At 71.7% G+C, this 18491-nt stretch carries 17 protein-coding genes; 16 read left to right on the forward strand and 1 reads right to left on the reverse strand.

The genetic code is table 11. The features are described 5' to 3' along the window. The 15 genes from I59_RS23535 to I59_RS13200 form a co-directional block, all read left to right on the forward strand. On the forward strand, nucleotides 1–531 hold a 531-nt coding region (locus I59_RS23535; protein ID WP_031273791.1), incomplete at its 5' end, for a glycosyltransferase. Beyond that, nucleotides 528–1955 carry a UDP-N-acetylmuramate--L-alanine ligase gene (gene murC / locus I59_RS13135; RefSeq protein WP_022904256.1) on the forward strand — a complete coding sequence of 476 codons (1428 nt, stop codon included), beginning with the start codon at nucleotides 528–530 and terminating at the stop codon, nucleotides 1953–1955. The genes I59_RS23535 and murC, both read left to right, overlap by 4 nt. Beyond that, nucleotides 1952–3247, forward strand: a complete 1296-nt coding sequence (locus I59_RS20990) for an FtsQ-type POTRA domain-containing protein (RefSeq protein WP_022904257.1) — start codon at nucleotides 1952–1954, stop codon at nucleotides 3245–3247. The genes murC and I59_RS20990 overlap by 4 nt, the downstream gene beginning before the upstream one ends. A gap of 185 nt (nucleotides 3248–3432) precedes the next feature. Continuing rightward, nucleotides 3433–4599, forward strand: a complete 1167-nt coding sequence (gene ftsZ / locus I59_RS13145; protein WP_022904258.1) for a cell division protein FtsZ — start codon at nucleotides 3433–3435, stop codon at nucleotides 4597–4599. A 79-nt stretch (nucleotides 4600–4678) separates the two neighbouring features. Beyond that, complete coding sequence (locus tag I59_RS13150) at nucleotides 4679–5392, forward strand: YggS family pyridoxal phosphate-dependent enzyme (RefSeq protein WP_031273793.1); 714 nt, start codon at nucleotides 4679–4681, stop codon at nucleotides 5390–5392. Between the two features lie 43 nt (nucleotides 5393–5435). Then, complete coding sequence (locus tag I59_RS13155; protein WP_022904260.1) at nucleotides 5436–5987, forward strand: cell division protein SepF; 552 nt, start codon at nucleotides 5436–5438, stop codon at nucleotides 5985–5987. A 116-nt stretch (nucleotides 5988–6103) separates the two neighbouring features. After that, a complete protein-coding gene (locus I59_RS13160; RefSeq protein ID WP_022904261.1) occupies nucleotides 6104–6409 on the forward strand; it encodes a YggT family protein in 306 nt (101 codons plus the stop codon). Between the two features lie 177 nt (nucleotides 6410–6586). Next, nucleotides 6587–7279: a DivIVA domain-containing protein gene (locus I59_RS13165; protein ID WP_022904262.1), complete on the forward strand. Its 693-nt coding sequence runs from the start codon at nucleotides 6587–6589 to the stop codon at nucleotides 7277–7279. A gap of 2 nt (nucleotides 7280–7281) precedes the next feature. Next, complete coding sequence (gene lspA, locus I59_RS13170) at nucleotides 7282–7950, forward strand: signal peptidase II (RefSeq protein ID WP_022904263.1); 669 nt, start codon at nucleotides 7282–7284, stop codon at nucleotides 7948–7950. Between the two features lie 10 nt (nucleotides 7951–7960). Further along, nucleotides 7961–8884, forward strand: a complete 924-nt coding sequence (locus I59_RS13175) for an RluA family pseudouridine synthase (RefSeq protein WP_031273796.1) — start codon at nucleotides 7961–7963, stop codon at nucleotides 8882–8884. A gap of 512 nt (nucleotides 8885–9396) precedes the next feature. Continuing rightward, nucleotides 9397–12879, forward strand: coding sequence for a DNA polymerase III subunit alpha (gene dnaE / locus I59_RS13180; RefSeq protein ID WP_042726743.1), 3483 nt, complete (start codon nucleotides 9397–9399; stop codon nucleotides 12877–12879). Nucleotide 12880: 1 nt separating this feature from the next. Then, nucleotides 12881–13699, forward strand: coding sequence for an aminoglycoside phosphotransferase (locus I59_RS13185; RefSeq protein WP_022904266.1), 819 nt, complete (start codon nucleotides 12881–12883; stop codon nucleotides 13697–13699). Between the two features lie 67 nt (nucleotides 13700–13766). Then, nucleotides 13767–15074 carry a histidinol dehydrogenase gene (gene hisD / locus I59_RS13190; protein ID WP_022904267.1) on the forward strand — a complete coding sequence of 436 codons (1308 nt, stop codon included), beginning with the start codon at nucleotides 13767–13769 and terminating at the stop codon, nucleotides 15072–15074. Nucleotides 15075–15086: 12 nt separating this feature from the next. Next, nucleotides 15087–15566, forward strand: a complete 480-nt coding sequence (gene nrdR / locus I59_RS13195; RefSeq protein ID WP_022904268.1) for a transcriptional regulator NrdR — start codon at nucleotides 15087–15089, stop codon at nucleotides 15564–15566. After that, on the forward strand, nucleotides 15563–16639 hold the full coding sequence (locus I59_RS13200; RefSeq protein ID WP_022904269.1) for a quinone-dependent dihydroorotate dehydrogenase: 1077 nt from the start codon (nucleotides 15563–15565) through the stop codon (nucleotides 16637–16639). Before nrdR ends, I59_RS13200 begins: the two co-directional genes overlap by 4 nt. 615 nt (nucleotides 16640–17254) lie before the next feature. On the opposite strand, the gene I59_RS13215 is transcribed toward I59_RS13200, so the two are convergent. Further along, nucleotides 17255–17830: a DUF3043 domain-containing protein gene (locus tag I59_RS13215; protein WP_022904271.1), complete on the reverse strand. Its 576-nt coding sequence runs from the start codon at nucleotides 17828–17830 to the stop codon at nucleotides 17255–17257. A 52-nt stretch (nucleotides 17831–17882) separates the two neighbouring features. Here I59_RS13215 and I59_RS23540 point away from each other — a divergent pair. Further along, nucleotides 17883–18491, forward strand: a 609-nt coding sequence (locus I59_RS23540; RefSeq protein WP_031273799.1) for a M20/M25/M40 family metallo-hydrolase, incomplete at its 3' end; no start/stop codon positions are given.

Raw genomic sequence — 18491 nt, forward strand, 5'->3', positions numbered from 1 at the left:
TGCGACCGCATGGACCTCGCGTACGCCGCGAGCGACTTCGTGGTCTCCCGGTCCGGCGCCGGCATGGTCTGCGAGCTGACCGCCGTCGGCCTCCCGAGCGTCCTCGTGCCGTACCCGGTCGGCAACGGCGAACAGCGCCACAACGCGAAGGACGTCGTCGACGCCGGAGGAGCGGTCCTCGTCGCCGACGAGGAATTCGACCAGGACTGGGTGACGTTCCAGCTCCTGACGCTCCTGCAGGACCGTTCCCGCATCGCGAGCATGGCGGTCCGTGCGGGCAGCGTCGGACACCGCGACGGCGCCGACCGGATGACGGACCTCGTGCTCGACGCCGCGCGGAACGCAACGACCGACGCCGCGCGGAACGCAACGACCGGCGGCGCACCGCGCGACACGACCGACGCCGCACCGCGCGACACGACCGGCGGCGCACCGCGCGACACGACCGACGCCGCACCGCGCGACACGACCGACGCCGCACGCGACGCCGACGGCCGGGCGACCACCGGCAGCACCACGGAGGAACCATGACCATCAAGCCGGACCTGACCCAGCCGATCCCGGACGACCTCGGCGCCGTGCACTTCGTCGGCATCGGCGGCTCCGGCATGAGCGGCATCGCCCGGATGTTCCTCGCCGCCGGGCACACCGTCAGCGGCAGCGACTCCCGCGAGACCGCCACGACGCAGACCATGCGCGACCTCGGTGCGACGGTCCACATCGGGCACGACGCCGCGAACGTCGGTGGCGCGGACACCATCGTGGTCACCAGCGCGCTCTGGCCGGACAACCCCGAGCTGCTCGAGGCGCAGCGTCGCGGCCTGCCCGTGCTGCACCGCTCCCAGGCCCTCGCCGCGCTCATCGCCGGGCAGCGGCTCGTCGCCGTCGCCGGCGCGCACGGCAAGACCACCTCGACCGGCATGATCGTCACCGCCCTCGTCGAGCTCGGCCTCGACCCGAGCTTCGTCAACGGCGGTGTCATCCAGTCCCTCGGCACGAGTTCGGCCCCCGGGTCGAGCGACCTCTTCGTGGTCGAGGCCGACGAGTCCGACGGCTCGTTCCTGCTCTACGACGTCGCCGTGGCCCTCGTGACGAACGTCGACGCCGACCACCTCGACCACTACGGCAGCGAGGAGGCCTTCATCGAGGCCTTCGTCGAGTTCACCGCGAAGGCCTCCGAGCGCGTGGTCATCTCGAGCGACGACGACGGGGCGAAGCGCGTCACCGCCGGGATCCGCGAGCGTCCGGACGCCCCCGAGATCGTGACCTTCGGCGAGGCCGCCGACGCCGACGTCCGCATCGAGCGGATCACCGAGGCAGCCGGCGTCGAGGTCGACTTCCGCGCGGCCGGCGAGTCGCACCACCTGACCCTGCGCGTCCCCGGGCGGCACAACGCCGTCAACGCGGTCGGCGCGTTCGCGGTCCTCACCGGTCTCGGCGTGGCGCCGGCCGACGCGGTCCGCGGGATCGAGGCCTTCGGCGGGACGCAGCGGCGCTTCGAGCTGCACGGCGTCGAGCGCGGCGTGGCGGTGTACGACGACTACGCGCACCACCCGACCGAGGTCGCGGCGGCGCTCAGGGCCGCACGGAACGTCGTCGGCGACGGTCGCATCATCGCCATCCACCAGCCGCACCTCTACTCGCGCACGCGGCTCATGGCCGGCGACTTCGCCAAGGTCTACGAGGAGCTCGCCGACCACACGGTCGTGCTCGACGTCTACGGCGCCCGGGAGGACCCCGAGCCCGGCGTGACCGGTGCCCTGGTGCAGGAGCGCTTCCACGACCAGTCCCGCGTGGACTTCCTGCCCGACTGGGACGAGGCGTCAGCCCGGGCCGCCGCGGTCGCGCACGAGGGCGACCTCATCATGACCCTGAGCTGCGGCGACGTGTACCGGATCATCCCGCAGGTGCTCGGTGCGCTCCACGACGACTCCGAGGGGACGCCGGCCCGGTGAAGCGTCCCGAGGGGTTCGACGAGCGTCCGGAGTCGGCCGCTCCGGAGACGGGCGCCCCGGCGCCACGGCAGCGTCGTGCCCCCCGCCCACCGCGTCGCGCGGTCCCGCCGACGCCGGACGACGGCCTGGAGGCACGGCTCGACCCCGCCCCGCCGGCCGCGGACGCCGAGACGGACAGCACGCCGGGGACGTCCCCGCGTGAGCGCGCCGAGGCCTTCGCCGGCACCGCCGGTCGTCGGCTCGGCGCCGGACTGTCGTCCGTCGCCGGCCGCCTCCGCGCGTACGCGCCGGACGAGGACCACGCCACGGCGCACGACGAGTCGCGCCCCGTCGCGGACACCGCGCCCCGCCACGACGGGACGCGACGTCCGCACGGGGGCGCGAACGAGCACGACGAGCTCGCCGAGCACGACGAACGCGCCGAGCACGACGACCGCGACGCCGGCTCCGCGACCGACGCCCGGGTCACCGACGTCCTCGAGACGCCGATCGGCGCGCGCGTGCGTGCCGCTGAGACCGCCCGCGAGGCCCGCATCGCGAAGCGCCGCCGACGCCTGCTCGAGCGCGCCGAGGTCCGGCGATTCACCCGACGGAGTCGGCACCGTCGTGCGGCCTGGATCACGGCGGCCGGCATCGTCGTCGTCCTCGGCGCGTCGATCCTCGTCGCGGTGTACTCCCCGCTCATGGCGTTGCAGACCATCGAGGTCAAGGGCACGAACCGCGTCGACGACGCCGCGCTCCGGCGGGCGCTCTCCGGGCAGATCGGCACGCCGCTCGCCCGCCTCGACTTCGACGAGGTGAAGCGCGACATCGCGGAGTTCCCCCTGGTGGAGAGCTACGTGACGGAGGAGGCACCCCCGCACACGCTCGTGGTGACCGTGACCGAGCGCACCCCGGTGGTCGCCGTGCGGTCCGGGCGCTCCTTCGACCTCGTCGACCCCGCCGGGATCGTCGTGCAGTCGGCGAAGGCCCGCCCGGCGACGATGCCGCTCGCGGACATCGGCAGCGCGAAGCTCGGCTCGCGGGTGTTCCGCACCATGACCGAGGTGGTCCTCGCGCTCCCGTCGACCGTCCGCTCGCAGACGAAGGCCGTCGCGGCCTCGACCGCGGACGACGTCACCCTGACCCTGCAGGACGGCTCGAAGGTGGTCTGGGGGAGCCCCGACTCGTCCGACGCCAAGGCGCGCCTGCTGGCCGCCCTCGTCAAGGACCACGAGGCCAGGAACCCCGGGACCGTCGTGGAGTACGACGTCAGCGCGCCGGACAACGGCGTGATCCGCGCTGCGGGCTAGCCGGTCCCGCCGACGTCGTCGGACGGCCGGGACCGCGTGTGTCCGGGCGGAATCGCGCGACACGCGGCGTGGCGGCTGGGCAGCGTGCGGAGGGCACCCGTAGCGTCGACGCAAGCACCACACCTAGCAGCAAAAACCCTGACTTTCAAGTAGAGGTGGAGGGTTCAACCGGAGGCCGGACTGACGTGACCACGAACCACAACTACCTCGCCGTCATCAAGGTCGTCGGAGTCGGCGGCGGCGGCGTCAACGCCGTCAACCGCATGATCGAGCTCGGCCTCCGCGGCGTGGAGTTCATCGCGATCAACACCGACGCACAGGCCCTGCTGCTCAGCGACGCCGACGTCAAGCTCGACGTCGGTCGCGAGATCACCCGCGGCCTCGGTGCCGGCGCGGACCCCGAGGTCGGCCGGCGTGCCGCCGAGGACCACGCCGAGGAGATCGAGGAGGCCCTCGCCGGCGCCGACATGGTCTTCGTCACCGCCGGTGAGGGCGGCGGGACCGGCACGGGTGGTGCTCCCGTGGTCGCCCGCATCGCGAAGTCGATCGGTGCGCTCACCATCGGTGTCGTCACCAAGCCGTTCAGCTTCGAGGGCAAGCGCCGGCAGTCCCAGGCAGAGAACGGCGTCGCGTCGCTCAAGGACGAGGTCGACACGCTCATCGTCGTGCCGAACGACCGCCTGCTCGAGATCTCCGACCGCGGCATCTCCATGGTCGAGGCGTTCGCCACCGCCGACCAGGTGCTCCTCGCCGGTGTCCAGGGCATCACCGACCTCATCACGACCCCGGGCCTCATCAACCTCGACTTCGCCGACGTCAAGTCGGTGATGCAGGGTGCGGGTTCGGCGCTCATGGGCATCGGCTCGTCCCGCGGGGCGGACCGGGCGATCAAGGCGGCCGAGCTCGCCGTCGCCAGCCCGCTGCTCGAGGCCTCGATCGACGGCGCGCACGGCGTGCTGCTCTCGATCCAGGGCGGTTCGAACCTCGGCATCTTCGAGATCAACGACGCCGCCCGCCTGGTGCAGGAGGCCGTCCACCCCGAGGCGAACATCATCTTCGGCGCGGTCATCGACGACACCCTGGGCGACGAGGTCCGCGTGACCGTCATCGCCGCGGGCTTCGACGGCGGCGAGCCGACCGGGCAGCAGAAGGAGCGTCGCTCGAGCTGGGTCGACCCCGAGGCCGGGGCGACGTCGCCGGTGGCGGCCGGCGCGACCGGTGCGGTCGACGACGCCGCACCCTCGACCACCTCGTGGGCGTCGCAGGAGCACCAGGCGCCGGCGCAGCGCGCCGCCGACCCGGCGTTCGACGACGACGACGACGAGCTCGACGTCCCCGACTTCCTGAAGTAAGCCGACCATGGCAGGTGAGTCGCGCCGCCCCACCGGCACGGCCGCCACGCCGCTGGCGCGTCGTGTCGGAACCGGCGTCGTGGGCCCTCCGTCTGCCCCGTCCCACGACGACGGACTGGAGGCGCGACTCGCGTCCGTCAGGGCGGGCATCACGGACGCGGCGCGGGTGGCGGGGCGCAGCCCCGACGAGCTGACGCTCGTCGTCGTCACCAAGTACCACCCGGCGTCACTCGTGCGCGAACTCGCTGCGCTCGGTGTCACCGACGTGGGGGAGAACCGCCACCAGGAGGCCCAGGCGAAGGCCGCGGAGCTCGCCGACCTGCCGCTCACCTGGCACTTCGTCGGGCAGCTCCAGTCGAAGAAGGCCCGGCAGGCACGGCGGTACGCACACGTCGTGCAGTCACTCGACCGGGACTCGGTGGTGGACGCGTTCGCGCCGACCGCCGCCGAGCCGGAGCCACCGGTCATCGACGGCTTCGTGCAGGTCAACCTCACGGACGACCCGGACCGCGGTGGCGTGCGGCCCGACGCCGTCGAGGCGATGGTCGAGCGGGTGTTGGGCACCGGGACGATCCGGTTGCGGGGCGTCATGGCGGTCGCACCGCTCGACGAGGAACCCCGAGCGGCGTTCGCCCGGCTCCGTGGGATCTCGGAGCGGGTGGTCTCCCTCGCGCCCGCCGCGACGGACATCAGCGCCGGCATGAGCGGCGACTACGCGGAGGCGATCGCCGAGGGCGCGACACACCTCCGGATCGGGACCGCAATCACCGGGAAACGGCCGGACGCACCGTAGCCTCGACAGCAGGGCAACCACGAGCACGAACCCGGGAGGAACCATGGCTGGTCCGCTGAAGAAGACGATGGTCTACCTCGGCCTCGCCGACGAGGAACTCGAGTACGAGGACGAGCCGCAGGCGACCCCGGCGCGCGCGCAGGCAGCACCCGCCGCCGCTGCTCCGGCTGCCCCGGAGACCCCGGTGGCGGCTGCACCCGCACCGACCCCGGCCCCCGAGCCCAAGGCGCACACCTCGCAGCGCGGTGCCCAGGTCACCCCGCTCCGCCGCTCGCACACGACCGCACAGAAGGCGACCCCGGTCCAGGAAATGAACGAGATCCTCACCGTCCACCCCCGCGAGTACAAGGACGCGCAGTCCATCGCCGAGAGCTTCCGTGACGGCATCCCCGTGATCATCAACCTCACGCAGATGACCGAGGCGGACGCGCGTCGCATGATCGACTTCGCCTCGGGGCTGTCGCTCGGCCTCTACGGCAAGATCGAGCGCGTCACGAACAAGGTGTTCCTCCTCTCCCCGGCCCACGTCGCAGTGAGCGGTGAGGCGCCTGAGGTAGAGTCCGACATCGAGGCGAACTTCTTCGCCCAGTCCTGAGCCGGACCCGGCGCGCGCTCACCGCCCGCGCTGACCGGCCGGCCCACCCGCCCGTGGCCGTCCGTCCCTGACCGACCGGTCCGGGGAGCAGCCACCCGAGACGAGCGAGCCCCACCGTGACCGCGATCCTCACGATCCTGTCCTACGCACTCCTGCTGTACATCATCGTGCTCTGGGGCCGGTTCGCCCTGGACCTCGTGCAGACCTTCAACCGGCAGTGGCGCCCCCGTGGCGGACTGCTCGTGGTGGCCGACGTGGTCTACACGGTCACGGACCCGCCCATCCGGTTCGTGCGCCGACTCCTCCCGCCCATGCGGATGGGACCGGTCGCCCTGGACTTCGGCTGGACGATCGTGCTGCTCGTGGCGATCATCGTCCGGTTCATCGTCAACCTGCTCATCGCGGCCTCGGCCACGGCCTGATCCAGCCGCGACACGCGCCACGCCAGGCGCGGTGACGACTCCCCGACCCCGTCGGTGTACGGTGGTCGGGATCGATGCCCGCTCCGGCGCGGCATCCGCACCACGCGGTGCGACTGGTAGGTTCGGTCGCACCGGGAGTGGTTCCACACGTTCAGCAGTTCTATTGAGGTGACGGCAATGGCTTTGACGCCGGAAGACGTAGTCAACAAGCGGTTCCAGCCGACGAAGTTCCGTGAGGGCTACGACCAGGACGAGGTCGACGACTTCCTCGACGAGGTCGTGGTCGAGCTCCGTCGCCTGACCGCGGAGAACGACGAGCTGCGCCAGCGCCTGCAGGCCGCCGAGTCGGCGCCGAAGCCGGCCGCGACCGAGCAGGTCGCCGAGCAGCCCGAGTCGACCCCCGAGCCCGAGCCGGCCCCCGTCGCCGCCGCTCCGGAGCCCACGCCGGTCGCCGCCGCCGCTGCACCCGCTGCGGCCACGGTCTCCCCGGACGAGGACACCGAGGGCACGACGAACCTCCTCACGCTCGCCCGTCGTCTCCACGAGGAGCACGTCCGCGAGGGCATCGAGAAGCGCGACGCGCTCATCGCCGAGGGCACCGCGCAGGCCGCTCGCCTGGTCTCCGACGCCGAGGCCAAGCAGCGCCAGATCATCGCCGACACCGAGAACACGAACCGCCAGCGTGTCGCGGTGCTCGAGCAGGAGCAGCGCCAGCTCGAGGGCAAGATCGACGAGCTCCGCACGTTCGAGCGCGACTACCGTGCGCAGCTCAAGAGCTACATCCAGGGGCAGCTCAACGAGCTCGAGACCTCTGGCGGCACCGAGCAGTCCGGCTTCGCGCCGGCCTCTGCCTCGGGCGTCGGCAACTGACGTTGTCACGACCCGCACCACGAGCGAAGGTCAGTGTCCGCGCGATCGCGGCACTGGCCTTCGCCGCTGTCGTCGTGGTGGCGTTCGACCAGACGGTGAAGGCGCTCGTCGTCGCGCACCTGCCGTACGGCCAGGTGGTCCCGGTGCTCGGGGGCGCGCTGCAGTTCCTCTACGTCCGGAACCCCGGGGCCGCGTTCTCCTTCGCGGTGAACATGACCTGGGTGTTCTCGATCGTCTCCGCGGCCGTCGTCGTCGCCATCGTCGTGTTCGCGCGGCGGATCCGGTCCATGTGGTGGGCGATCGTCCTCGGCATGCTGCTCGGCGGTGCGCTCGGCAACCTGCTCGACCGGCTGTTCCGTGAGCCCGGGTTCGGTCGAGGCCACGTCGTGGACTTCATCTCGACGCCGTGGATGATGCCCGCGATCTACAACATCGCCGACTCGTTCATCTGCGTCAGCATGGTGATCTTCGTCCTGCTCGTGATCCTCGGCGTGAACCTCGACGGCACCCGTGCCGTGAGCGAGAAGCAGCGACGCGAGCGGGACGCAGCGGACGCGAGCGTCGAGGCGGAGGCGAGCAGTGCCTCCCGGCCGCTCGTCGACGACCCGCGCGCGCCGCGTGACGGACGCGACGCGCACGGCCGTGACCAGCTCGGCCACGACGCCACGTGAGGCACGACCGTTGAGTGAGACCCGATCCCTCCCCGTCCCGGACGGCCTCGCGGGCGAGCGCGTCGACGCCGCCATCGCGAAGCTGCTCGGGTTCAGCCGGTCGTTCGCGGCCGACGTCGTCGCGGCCGGAGGCGTGACCGTCGACGGCGTCACGGCGGACAAGTCCGACCGGCTGCACGCGGACTCCTGGCTCCAGGTGGAGTGGACGCCGAAGGAAGCTCCGCGCATCGTCCCCGTCGAGGTGCCCGGCATGACGATCGTGCACGACGACGACGACATCGTCGTCGTGGACAAGCCGATCGGCGTCGCGGCACACCCCTCGCCCGGGTGGGACGGCCCGACGGTGCCGGGAGGCCTCGCAGCCGCCGGCTTCACGATCGCGACCTCCGGCGCGGCCGAGCGCGCGGGCATCGTGCACCGGCTCGACGTCGGGACCTCCGGCCTGATGGTCGTCGCCAAGACCGAGCTCGCGTACACCCACCTGAAGCGCGCGTTCAAGGAGCGGACGGTCGACAAGGTCTACCACGCGCTCGCGCAGGGCCATCCGGACCCGACCTCCGGCACCATCGACGCCCCGATCGGCCGGCACCCGTCGAGCGACTGGAAGTTCGCGGTCACGGCGGACGGCAAGCCGAGCGTGACGCACTACGAGACGCTCGAGGCCTTCCGGTCGGCGACGCTGCTCGAGGTGCACCTCGAGACGGGTCGGACGCACCAGATCCGCGTGCACATGGCGGCGACCCGGCACCCGCTCGTCGGGGACACGATGTACGGGGCCGACCCGGTGCTCGCGAACGAGCTCGGGCTGACCCGGCAGTGGCTCGACGCGGTGCGGCTCGGCTTCGAGCACCCGCGCACGGGGGAGTGGGTGGAGTTCCAGGCGTCGTACCCGGAGGACCTGCAGGAGGCGCTCGACCGCATCCGCGCCGCGTAGGCGGGGTGCGGCGCCGGTGCTCGGCGCGGCGGCTCGCCCGGGCGCGGGTGGCCTGGTCGCAGAACGTGTCGCTCGTGGGGGCAGCGGACGGCGGTTCGTGCGACCTGAACGGCACGCCGGCGGCGTGCTGCGCGACCGGGACGTCGCGCCCCGCGCGTGGCGCGACCCGGTCCCGGCCTGGAGGCGCGTGGCGGGGCCGCCCCGGGCCTCCCGTCCGGCGCGGTGCGGCGCGGCGCGGCCGCGCGCCACGGCACGCGCGCCGAGAGGGCGCGAACCGTCGCTCCCGCCGGCGGACGGCGACACTTCGTGACCTCGCGACGCCGCCGATGCGGCGTGTCCTGACCGATCGACGGCGCCCGCTCACGCGCGTCACCGAGCGCCACGCCGCCACGCCCGGGAATGTGGGTGGCCGCGGTTAGGCTGTTCCCACACCGCAGCAGCTCCCGCGAACCGGAGGTTCCGTGTCGGATTCCGACTCCTTCGTCCACCTGCACGTGCACAGCGAGTACTCGATGCTCGACGGTGCCGCGCGTCTCGGCGACCTCGTGGCCGAGACGGCCGCGCAGGGCATGCCCGCCGTCGCCGTCACCGACCACGGCAACATGTTCGGCGCGTTCGAGTTCTGGAAGGCGGCGAAGGCCGGCGGCGTCAAGCCGATCATCGGGACCGAGGCGTACATCACGCCGCGCACGCACCGCTCCGACAAGACCCGCGTGCGCTGGGGTGACGGCGGCGGGGACGACGTCTCCGGTGCGGGTTCGTACACCCACATGACGATGTTCGCCGAGAACACCACGGGCATGCACAACCTGTTCCGGCTGTCGTCGAAGGCCTCGCTCGAGGGCTACTACTTCAAGCCCCGCATGGACATCGAGCTGCTGCAGGAGTACCACGAGGGCATCATCGCGACGACGGGCTGCCCCTCGGGTGAGATCCAGACGCGCCTGCGCCTCGGGCAGTACGACGAGGCGGTGCAGGCCGCGGCGGACTACCGCGACATCTTCGGCAAGGAGAACTACTTCGCCGAGATCATGGACCACGGGCTCGAGATCGAGCGGCGGATCATGAGCGACCTCATCCGCCTCGCGAAGGACCTCGGGATCCCGCTGGTCGGCACGAACGACCTCCACTACACGCACGCCCACGACGCCAAGTCGCACGCGGCCCTGCTCTGCGTCCAGTCCGGCGCGACGCTGAACGACCCGAACCGGTTCAAGTTCGACGCCGACGAGTTCTACCTCAAGACCCCGCAGCAGATGCGGCACCTGTTCCGTGACAGCCCGGAAGCCTGCGACAACACGCTGCTCATCGCCGAGCGGTGCAACGTCGAGTTCGACACCGCGGCGAACTACATGCCGAAGTTCCCGGTGCCCGAGGGCGAGACCGAGCACTCCTGGTTCGAGAAGGAGGTCCGCAAGGGCCTCGAGTACCGCTACCCGGACGGCATCTCGCCCGAGGTGCAGGAGCGTGCCGACTACGAGGTCGGGATCATCAACCAGATGGGCTTCCCGGGGTACTTCCTCGTCGTCGCCGACTTCATCAACTGGTCGAAGAACAACGGCATCCGCGTCGGACCGGGCCGTGGTTCCGGCGCCGGGTCGATGGTGGCGTACGCGATGCGCATCACCGACCTCGACCCGATCCGGCACGGCCTCATCTTCGAGCGGTTCCTCAACCCGGACCGCGTCTCGATGCCCGACTTCGACGTCGACTTCGACGACCGGCGCCGCGGTGAGGCGATCAAGTACGTCACCGAGAAGTACGGCTCCGAGCGTGTCGCGCAGATCGTCACCTACGGCACCATCAAGGCGAAGCAGGCGCTCAAGGACTCCTCGCGCGTCCTCGGCTTCCCGTTCGGCATGGGCGAGAAGCTCACCAAGGCGATGCCGCCGCCCGTGATGGGCAAGGACATCCCGCTCACCGGGATCTTCGACAAGGACCACCCGCGCTACAAGGAGGCCGTCGACGTCCGGACGGTCGTCGAGACCGACCCCGAAGCGAAGACGGTCTTCGACACCGCACTCGGGCTCGAGGGGCTGAAGCGCCAGTGGGGCGTGCACGCGGCCGGCGTCATCATGTCGAGCGACCCGCTCATCGACATCATCCCGATCATGAAGCGGGAGCAGGACGGCCAGATCGTCACGCAGTTCGACTACCCGGCAGCGGAGTCGCTCGGCCTGATCAAGATGGACTTCCTGGGGCTCCGCAACCTCACGATCATCAGCGACGCCCTCGACAACATCCGGACGAACCGGGGGACCGAGCTCGACCTCGAGACGATGGGCCTCGAGGACGACGAGGCCTACAAGCTCCTCCAGCGCGGCGACACGCTCGGGGTGTTCCAGCTCGACGGTGGCCCGATGCGCGGTCTGCTGCGGCTCATGAAGCCGGACAACTTCGAGGACATCTCCGCGCTCATCGCCCTGTACCGTCCTGGGCCGATGGGTGCGAACTCGCACACGAACTACGCGCTGCGCAAGAACGGCGAGCAGGCGATCACCCCGATCCACCCGGAGCTCGCCGAGCCGCTGGCCGACATCCTGGACCAGACCTACGGTCTGATCATCTACCAGGAGCAGGTCATGGCCATCGCACAGAAGGTCGCAGGCTTCTCACTCGGCCAGGCGGACATCCTCCGCCGCGCGATGGGCAAGAAGAAGAAGTCCGAGCTCGACAAGCAGTTCGCGGGCTTCGAGCAGGGCATGAAGGACAACGGCTACTCCGACGCGGCGATCAAGACGCTGTGGGACATCCTGCTGCCGTTCTCCGACTACGCGTTCAACAAAGCGCACTCGGCCGCGTACGGCGTGGTGTCCTTCTGGACGGCCTACCTCAAGGCGCACTACCCGGCCGAGTACATGGCCGCGCTGCTCACGAGCGTCGGCGACGCTCGCGACAAGCTCGCGCTCTACCTCAACGAGTGCCGCCGCATGGGCATCAAGGTCATGCCGCCGGACGTCAACGAGTCGATCGGGTTCTTCGCGGCAGTCGGCGACGACATCCGGTTCGGCATGGGCGCGATCCGCAACGTCGGCTTCAACGTCGTCGACGACATCGTGAAGGCGCGGACCGAGAAGGGCGCGTTCGAGTCGTTCCACGACTTCCTCCGCAAGATCCCGATCTCCTCCGCGAACAAGCGGACGGTCGAGTCGCTCATCAAGGCCGGCGCCTTCGACGAGTTCGGCAACAGCCGACGCTCGCTCGTCGAGATCCACGAGGGAGCCGTCGAGTCCGCGGTGAAGGTCAAGCGCGACGAGGCCAACGGCAACGTCGGGTTCGACTTCGACTCCCTCTTCGCCGAGGTCGCCGAGGAGCAGCCGACGGCCGCACCGGTCTCCCAGGTGCCGGACCGCCCCGAGTGGTCGAAGCGCGACAAGCTCGCGTTCGAGCGGGACATGCTCGGGCTCTACGTGTCCGACCACCCGCTCGCCGGCCTCGAGATCGAGCTCGCGAAGCACCAGTCGATCACCATCGCGGACCTCATCGCGGCGGACGACTCCGTCGAGGGCGAGACGGTCACGGTGGCGGGACTCCTCACGAGCGTGCAGCACCGCGTGGCGAAGTCGTCGGGCAACCCCTACGGCATCGTCCAGATCGAGGACTTCGGCGGCGAGATCGGGGTCATGTTCCTCGGCAAGACGTACCAGGAGTTCGGGCCGTCGCTCGTGGCGGACTCGATCGTCGTCCTCCGCGGCCGCGTGAACGTCCGTGACGACGGCAAGGCGCTGCACGCGGTCAGCATGTTCCAGCCGAACGTCGGCGACGTCATGGGTTCCGGTCCGTTGACGCTGTCGTTGCCCGAGCGGCAGGCGACCACCGAGACGGTCACCGAGCTCGCCGCGGTGCTCGGCCGGCACAGCGGGGAGACCGAGGTCCGGCTGAAGCTGCTCAAGGACGACGTCGCCCGGACGTTCGAGCTGCCGTTCCCGGTGAACCTGACGCCCGACCTGTTCGGCGAGCTGAAGAGCCTGCTCGGCCCGCGCTGCCTGGTCTGACGTGCACGGCGCGCCCGGTGACGCCGCTGCACCGCCCGACGCTGCGGTGCTGGCGGCGTTCGGCGTCGCCGACATCGCGCCGGTTCGCCTCGTCGGCGGACGCGGCGTGACCTGGCGCGCCGGCCCGGTCGTGCTCCGCCCGCACGACGGGGCCGCCGTCACCGACTGGCGCGCCGCCGTGCTCGACGGCCTCGACGAAACGCCCGCGTTCCGGATGCCCCGGCCGGTCCGCACCACCACCGGAGCGTGGCGTGCGGGGGAGTGGGAGGCATGGGCGTGGGCACCGGGTCGCCCCGACCCCTCGCGGGTCGAGGCCGTCGTCGACGCGGGGCGCGCCTTCCACGACGCGATCGCCGGGCTGCGTCGTCCCGCGTTCCTGGAAGACCCGTCAGAGCTCCTCGACGACGCCTGGTCGCGCGCGGACCGGATGGCCTGGGGCGACGAGCCGCTGCCGTCCGACCCGACGCTCGACCGGCTCGCGCGGGCGTTCCGGCCGGTGGCGACCCCGTCGCAACTCGTGCACGGGGACCTGCTCGGCAACGTCCTCTTCGCCGACGACGCCCCGCCGACGATCATCGACTGGCCGCCGTACTGGCGTCCCGCCGGCACCGGTGAGGCGGTCGCCGTGGTCGACGCGGTCTGCTGGCAGGGCGTCCCGACCTCCGCGCTGGTGCCGCTCGGGCACGGCACCCCGGAGTGGCCGCAGCTCCTCGTCCGCGCGCTCGCGTTCCGCATCGCGACGCTGCACGTCCTCGGTGCGTGGGACGACCTCGCGGTGGCACGGCACGCTGCGGTCGTCGAGGCGGTCGCCCCCGTCTGACGGCCTGGAGGCACGGCACGGCCCCACCAGGAGCCTGTCGGCCGTCGTCGCTAGGCTTGGTGCCCTGATGATGCAGCGAATCGACCTCCGTGGTGGCCTCCCCGCCCGCGCCGAACTCCTCCGCCTCATGCCGCGTGCCGTCGGTGACGTCTCGCACGCCGTCGACGCCGCTCGCGAGCTCGTCGACGCGGTGCGGGAGCACGGGGCGGCGGCGCTCCGCGAGCAGGCCGACCGCTTCGACGGCGGTGCCCCGGAGCACGTGCGGGTGCCGGCGGCCGAGATCGCCGCAGCGGTCGCGGGACTCACCCCCGAACTCCGGACGGCCCTCGACGAAGCGATCCGCCGTGTCCGTGCCGCGAGTGCCGCCCAGGTGCCCGCCGGGTCCGTCACCACCCTCGCGGACGGGGCCGAGGTACACCAGCGCTGGCAGCCGATGCGTCGTGTCGGGCTCTACGTGCCCGGTGGCAAGGCCGTCTACCCGTCGAGCGTCGTCATGAACGTCGTGCCCGCGCAGATCGCCGGTGTCGGCTCGATCGCGTTGGTGTCCCCGCCGCAGCGTGCCCACGGCGGACACGTCCACCCGACGATCCTCGCGGCAGCGGGGCTCCTCGGCGTGGACGAGGTCTACGCGATGGGCGGTGCCGGCGCGGTCGGTGCCCTCGCGTACGGCGTGCCGGAGATCGGCCTCGAGCCGGTCGACCTCGTGACGGGCCCCGGCAACAACTACGTCGCGGCGGCGAAGCGGATCGTCCGCGGCACGGTCGGCATCGACTCCGAGGCCGGCGCCACCGAGATCCTCGTGATCGCCGACGACTCGGCCGACGCGGGGTACGTGGCCGCCGACCTCATCAGCCAGGCCGAGCACGACGAGCAGGCGGGCAGCGTGCTGGTGACCACGTCGCCGGCGTTCGCCGATGCGGTCGAAGCCGCGATCCCGGAACGCACCGAACGCGTGGGGACCGCCACGCGCCTCCAGACCGCCCTGGACGGTCCGCAGTCCGCGGTCGTGCTCGTGGACTCGTTGGCCGATGCCGCGGCCGTGAGCAACGCCTACGGGCCGGAGCACCTCGAGATCCAGACCGCCGACGACGACGCGGTCCTCGCCGACATCGACGCCGCGGGTGCGGTGTTCGTGGGACCGAGCACACCGGTGAGCCTCGGCGACTACCTCGCCGGGTCGAACCACGTCCTGCCGACCGGTGGACAGGCGCGGTTCGGGTCCGGGCTCTCGGCGTCCACCTTCCTGCGGCCGCAGCAGGTGATCCGGTACTCGGCCGAGGCGCTGGCCGAGGTCGCGCCGCACATCGTGGCGCTCGCGACCGAGAAGCAGCTGCCCGCGCACGGGGCCGCCGTGACGGAGCGCACGAACCGATAGCCTGGGCACGCCATGTTCTGCCCCTTCTGCCGCCATCCGGACTCCCGCGTCGTCGACTCCCGCACGAGCGACGACGGCACCTCCATCCGTCGCCGTCGCCAGTGCCCGAACTGCGGGCGCCGGTTCTCGACGACCGAGACGGCGTCGCTCAACGTCGTGAAGCGCAACGGCGTCACCGAGCCGTTCAGCCGCGACAAGATCGTCTCGGGCGTCCGGAAGGCGTGCCAGGGCCGTCCGGTGACCGACGGCGACCTCGCGATCCTCGCGCAGCGTGTCGAGGAGACCGTGCGGTCGTCCGGCTCCAGCCAGATCGACGCGAACGACATCGGGCTCGCGATCCTCGCGCCGCTCCGTGAGCTCGACGAGGTCGCGTACCTCCGCTTCGCGAGCGTGTACCAGGCCTTCGACTCCCTCGAGGACTTCGAGGACGCCATCGGCCAGCTCCGCCTCGACCACCACGCCGCTGCCCGTCCCGAGGGCGCGGACGCGTGAGCGTCGGCGTCGAGCGAGCGATCCGCGGCGGGTACGAGGTCGTCTTCCGGTCCGTGTTCGCGAACATGGACCCGGAGCGAGCCCATCACCTCGCGTTCGCCGTCATCCGGCTGATCCCGCACGTGCCGTTCATCGGGCGACTCGTCGAACGGTCCTCCCGCCCGTCGGCCGCCGACGGCATCACGACGATGGGGATCCACTTCCCGTCGCGGTTCGGTCTCGCGGCCGGGTTCGACAAGGACGCGAAGGGCATCCGGGGTCTCGGCGTGCTGGGGTTCGGCCACGTCGAGGTCGGCACGATCACCGCCAAGCCGCAGCCCGGCAACGAGCGACCACGGCTGTTCCGACTCATCCCGGACCGGGCGCTCATCAACCGGATGGGGTTCAACAACCACGGCGCACCTGCTGCGTCGCGTCGCCTCGAACGGGCACGACGCAACTCCGGCAGGCCGGTCATCGGCGTCAACATCGGCAAGAGCCGCGTGGTCGACGTCGCGGACGCGATCGACGACTACCTCGAGTCGACGCGGCTCCTCGCGCCGTTCGCCGACTACCTCGCCGTGAACGTCAGCTCGCCGAACACACCGGGGCTCCGTGGTCTCCAGGAGCTCGACCAGCTCCGGCCGCTCCTCACCGCCGTGCGCGACGCCGCAGGGCGGACCCCGGTGCTCGTGAAGATCGCGCCTGACCTGACCGACGAGCAGATCGACGCCATCGCCGGACTCGCTGTCGAGCTCGGGCTCTCCGGGATCATCGCGAACAACACCACGATCGACCGTTCCGGGCTGCAGACCCCGGCGGCCGAGGTCGAGGCGATGGGAGCGGGCGGCCTCTCCGGTGCGCCGCTCGCTGCCCGGTCGCTCGACGTCCTGCGGCGTGTCCGGGCTGCCGTCCCCGAGGACTTCTGCGTCATCGCGGTCGGGGGAGTGACGAGCGAGCAGGACGTGCAGGACCGCGTCGACGCCGGCGCGACGCTCGTGCAGGGCTACACGGCCTTCCTCTACGAGGGGCCGACCTGGGCTGCGCGCATCAACCACCTCCGTCGTCGTCGGCTGCGGCGCGCCGCTCGCTGACGGCGGGCGGGCCGCCCGCTGACGGCGAGCGGGCCGCTCGCTGGCGGCGGGCGGGCGGCAGCCCGCTGACGGCGGGTGGGCGCGCAGCCCGGGCGCGTTCGGGCTCGGCATCGGGTCGGCGGACTCGCCAGACGCGGTCGTGCGCGAGGTCACGACACCCCGCTCAGCTTCGGCGTTCGGTCACGAGGGGTCGCTCTCGGCGCTCGTGACCGACGGCTCGTGACCCTTCGGCGTGAGCGCGGCGGGGAGTCGTGACCGGTTGCAAGGCGGGCCCGGGCACGCTCGGGCTCGGCATCGGGGTGGCAGGCGCGCAAGACGCGGTCGTGCGCGAGGTCACGACACCCCGCTCAGCTTCGGCGGCCGGTCACGAGGGGTCGCTCTCGGCGCTCGTGACCGACGGCTCGTGACCCTTCGGCGTGAGCGCGGCGGGGAGTCGTGACCGGTTGCAAGGCGGGCCCGGGCACGGGCACGGGCACGAGCACGAGCGCGGGCGCGGCGGAGAAGAGCGGCAGGTCGTGCGACCAACTCGACGCATTCCGCTTCCCGAAGAACGCAGGAGCGCCGCCCGACCGAGGTCGAGCGGCGCTCCGAGCAGGACGTCCGGACGGACGCCGGTCAGACGGTGGGGTACTGCCGGCGACCCACCTGCGGCTTCGGCAGGCGGAGGAACCGCAGCTGCCACGTCCGCGTGAGGATGTAGAGGAACGTGCCGCGCTGCATCGACCCGAACTTGTTCGTCAGCTTCTTGCGCAGCGACAGCCAGAGGACGACGCAGTCGAGCACGAACAGCGCGACGAACGCCCACACGAGCAGCAGCGCGTAGGACGCCAGCACGGTCTGCGAGGCCGCGAACCCGACGATGAGGAAGAGCACGAGCACCGGCATCATGACCTCGCCGATGTTCCACCGCGCGTCGATCCAGTCGCGCACGAACCGACGCTGCTCGCCGCGGTCCTTCGCGGGGAGGTAGCGCTCCTCGCCGTTCGCCATGCCGACGCGGGCCTTCTCGCGCTCCGTGTTCAGCCGGGCGCGCGCCGCCTTCTTGTCCGCGGGGGAGTTGCCGACGAGGGGGCGACGGTTCGCGGCCTCACGCTCACGGCGGCTCGGCGTCGGCCGACCCTTGCCCTGCTCGAGGAGCTCGGCCTCGGACGGGTTGACGGTCGTGTTGGTCTTGGGGGCTGCCTTCGCCACGGTGGGTTCCTGACTGCGGTTGCGTGCTGGATCGTCCTCTAGATTACGGGACATGACCGACACCGACCAGCACGCAGCAGCCACCGACCCCGCGCTCCTCGACGCCCTGCGCGAACACGTGCAGGGGGCGCTGCCGGCGACCATCGCCGACCTGTCCGCCCTCGTCCGCCTGCCCTCGGTGTCGTGGTCGGCGTTCGACCCGGCGAACGTCCGCGCGAGTGCGGAGGCGGTCGCGGACCTGGCCCGGAGCACCGGTGTGTTCGCCGACGACGCCGTGCGCATCGTCCGCTCGGCCATCGAGGGCGACATCCCGCAGGACACCAGCGCCCCGCAGGACAACAGCGCCCAGCAGGACACAAGCGCCCCGCAGGACAACAGCGCCCAGCAGGACACCACCGCCCCGCAGAACACCGACGGCGCCGACGTGGAGCTCGGCCAGCCCGCAGTGCTCGCGGTCCGCCCCGCGCGGAACGGCAAGCCCACCGTCATGCTCTACGCGCACCACGACGTGCAGCCCCAGGGCGACGAGGCCCTCTGGGAGACGCCGCCGTTCGAGCCGACCCTCCGCGGCGACCGCCTCTACGGCCGCGGTGCCTCGNACGACAAGGCCGGCGTGATGACCCACATCGCGTCCCTCCGGGCCTGCACGCGCAGTTCGGCG

This window comes from Curtobacterium sp. B8 (assembly GCF_000333315.1).
GTDB lineage: Bacteria > Actinomycetota > Actinomycetes > Actinomycetales > Microbacteriaceae > Curtobacterium > Curtobacterium luteum.